2 protein-coding genes and 3 pseudogenes are annotated in these 2606 nt (G+C 72.8%); 3 read left to right on the top strand and 2 right to left on the bottom strand.

Annotated features, from left to right (window positions below):
• Nucleotides 1–672 (top strand): annotated as a pseudogene (locus tag AOK22_RS35760) (FAD-dependent monooxygenase); the annotation flags it as partial.
• A 31-nt stretch (nt 673–703) separates the two neighbouring features.
• On the opposite strand, the gene AOK22_RS35755 reads toward AOK22_RS35760, so the two are convergent.
• Nucleotides 704–1372, bottom strand: coding sequence for a hypothetical protein (locus AOK22_RS35755; protein WP_055702855.1), 669 nt, complete (start codon nt 1370–1372; stop codon nt 704–706).
• Nucleotides 1373–1441: 69 nt separating this feature from the next.
• Here AOK22_RS35755 and AOK22_RS35750 point away from each other — a divergent pair.
• Together AOK22_RS35750 and AOK22_RS43375 are read left to right on the top strand one after the other, a co-directional pair.
• Nucleotides 1442–1853 (top strand): annotated as a pseudogene (locus AOK22_RS35750) (SUKH-4 family immunity protein); the annotation flags it as partial.
• A gap of 3 nt (nt 1854–1856) precedes the next feature.
• Nucleotides 1857–2025, top strand: a pseudogene (locus tag AOK22_RS43375) (SUKH-4 family immunity protein); the annotation flags it as partial.
• Nucleotides 2026–2046: 21 nt separating this feature from the next.
• On the opposite strand, the gene AOK22_RS35745 reads toward AOK22_RS43375, so the two are convergent.
• Nucleotides 2047–2606 (bottom strand): ABC transporter substrate-binding protein (locus tag AOK22_RS35745; protein WP_244165238.1); only part of this gene is annotated, 560 nt, incomplete at its 5' end.

Raw genomic sequence — 2606 nt, 5'->3', positions numbered from 1 at the left:
CTGGTCGGCGCGGACGGCGCGTGGTCACGCGTCCGGCCGCTGCTCTCCGGCGCCGTGCCCGAGTACGTCGGCCGGTCCGTCGTCGAGACCTCCCTGCACGACGCCGACATCCGGTACCCGGCCACCGCCGGAGCGGTCGGCGCCGGGACCCTTGTGGCGCTCGACCCGGACGAGCACGGGAAGTGGTTCGTGGCACACCGGGAGAAGGGGGCTCTCCGCGGCTACTTCATGCTGACGCGGCCTCAGGAGTGGTTCGCCGACATCGATGTCACCGATGCGGCCGGTGCCGCCGCGCGGATCGCGGAGGAGTTCGAGGGCTGGGCGCCGGAGCTCACCGCCCTGATCACCGGCGGCGGGACGGCGCCGGTCCCGCGCCCTCTCCACGCTCTGCCGCCGGATCACCGGTGGGACCGGGTGCCGGGAGTGACGCTGCTCGGCGATGCCGCCCACCTCTCGACCCCCAATGGCGAGGGCGCCAATGTGGCCCTGCTGGACGGCGCCGAACTCGGCGAGGCCCTGGCCGCCCACCCCGGCGACATCGAGGCCGCCCTCACCGCATACGAGCAGGCCCTGTTCCCCCGCGGCGCCGCCGCCACCGCCGTGGCCGCCCACAACCCCACACCTCAGGAACTGATCAGCTTCTTCACCGGCCGCGAAGGTGCCGGAATCTGACGGAGGCCACGGGGGCGCTGACGCCCGGGTGTCAGCCCTCGGCCGGGACGTCCTCGTCCCGGCCGAGGGCCACCGTCGTGGTGATCCGCGTGGCGGCGGGAACGCGCGGCGCGGAGCCGAAGCCGAAGCGGACGGGCGGGTCGACCGGTGCGAGGGGGCCGAGGTCCTCGCCCTCGAAGGACGCCGACAGCGAGGCGACCGGCAGCAGGTCCCGCGCGCCGTACCACTCGCGGCGGCCCTGACCGGCGGTGCCCCGGGTGCGGACACCGGACAGCAGTACGCGGGCGGGGACATCGGTCAGCGCACTCCACGCCGGACGCCCGGCGAGCGCGCCGGGCACCGCCCGCAGCAGGAGTCCCAGGGGACCGCGTCGGCCCGTGGTGAAGCGCAGGTCGAGCGGCCCCGCCGCAACCGTCCACGTCGCGTCGGAGACATGCGCGTCGACCGGCAGGACGCGCACCGTGTCGAAGGTGTACGTACGGCGGATGAACTCCGCGGTCCGTTCCGTGGGGGCCAGCAACAGCCGTTCTCCGTCGGGCCGTTCGACCATGACGTCGCTGAAGGACCCGAAGGGGGAGCGTTGCCAGTGTCCGAGCACGACGCGCGTGCCGGAGGACGTGCCGAGGCCCACGATCCAGCCGTCGAAACGCAGCCGAGGGGGCCTGCTCCTGCGGGCGGGAAGCCCATTCGTACGTGCCACAAGGTCCGAGAATAGGCGGAGCCGGGACCACCGGCGATCAGGAACGCCTCGATCTGCGAGGCTGCCGCGGTGGCCGGACCCGTCCACCCAGAGTCCCCGGCGCCCGTGGCGCCGCCGAGTTCGGAGTTCCCGGCAGTGCTTTTCGACATCACCCGCAGCGAGCTCGTCGGCGTCTTCGGCGAGGCCCGTCTCGCGACCGTGCCCGCCACAGCCTTCCCGCCGACCGCCGCGGACACCGAGGGCGCCCGCCTCCTGGGGACCGTCGGCGTGCCCACCGGGACGCTCCTGCTGCGCCGCCCCGACGAGGACGACGGCAAGCTGCCCCTCGTCCAGGACGTCGTGTCCGTCGAGGACTTCGATGACGCCCCGGAAGGCGCGGGTGGCTGGCCCGTCATCGGCTGGCTGCTCGACTCCCACCTCGCCCTCGACCCGGTCTCCGGCACCGTGCACGCCTTCGACCCCGACGAGGAGACCGCGCAGGNNNCTTCGAGCGCCTGGAGGGCGAGGTCGACCGCATCCGCGAGGAGACGCGCGCCGTCGACCCGCTCCCGTTCCGGGACGAGGAGACCGTCTGGTCGACGGTCGGCGACGAGATCGCCGCGGGTCAACGCTTCACGGGCGACAGCCCGGGAGCCCGCACGCTCCACGGCTGATCAGCAGCCGGTGCCGGTGGGTTACTTCTCCCAGCCCACCGTCTCCGGCAGCGGGGTGTAGAAGATGGTCGCGCCCACGTTCGCCAGGCCCTTCTTGACGCTGTACGTCGAGGGGCCGCTGTACATCGGGAGCCGGGCGTAGTTCTGGAGGGCCTTCTGCTCGACCTTGTTCGCCGCCGCTGCCTGCTTGTCCAGGTCGGCGATGTCCGACGTGGCGCGGATCTCCTTGTCCAGCGCCGGGGACCCGGCCCCGGTGATGTTGGAGTCACGGTCCGAGCAGTACATCTCGCACAGGTAGCGGGCCCCGAAGGGGTCCATGGAGCGGTTGCCCGAGAGGAACAGGTCGAACTTCCGCTCGCTGAGGATGTTGGAGAAGTCGGCGTCATCGGCCTTCTTGATGACGAGACGTACGCCGACCGGCTTCAGCATCGCGGCGAGGGCGCCGGCGGTGGCCTTGCCCAGCGGGTCGTCGCCCAGCAGCGTGTAGCCGACCTCGAGCTTCTTGCCGCCCTTCTCCCGGATCCCGTCGCCGCCGGGCTTCCAGCCCGCCGCGTCGAGGTCCTTCTTCGCCTGGTCGGGCG

The organism is Streptomyces silaceus (assembly GCF_001419745.1).
GTDB lineage: Bacteria > Actinomycetota > Actinomycetes > Streptomycetales > Streptomycetaceae > Streptomyces > Streptomyces silaceus.
This window is presented reverse-complemented; position numbering and strand designations above follow the sequence as displayed.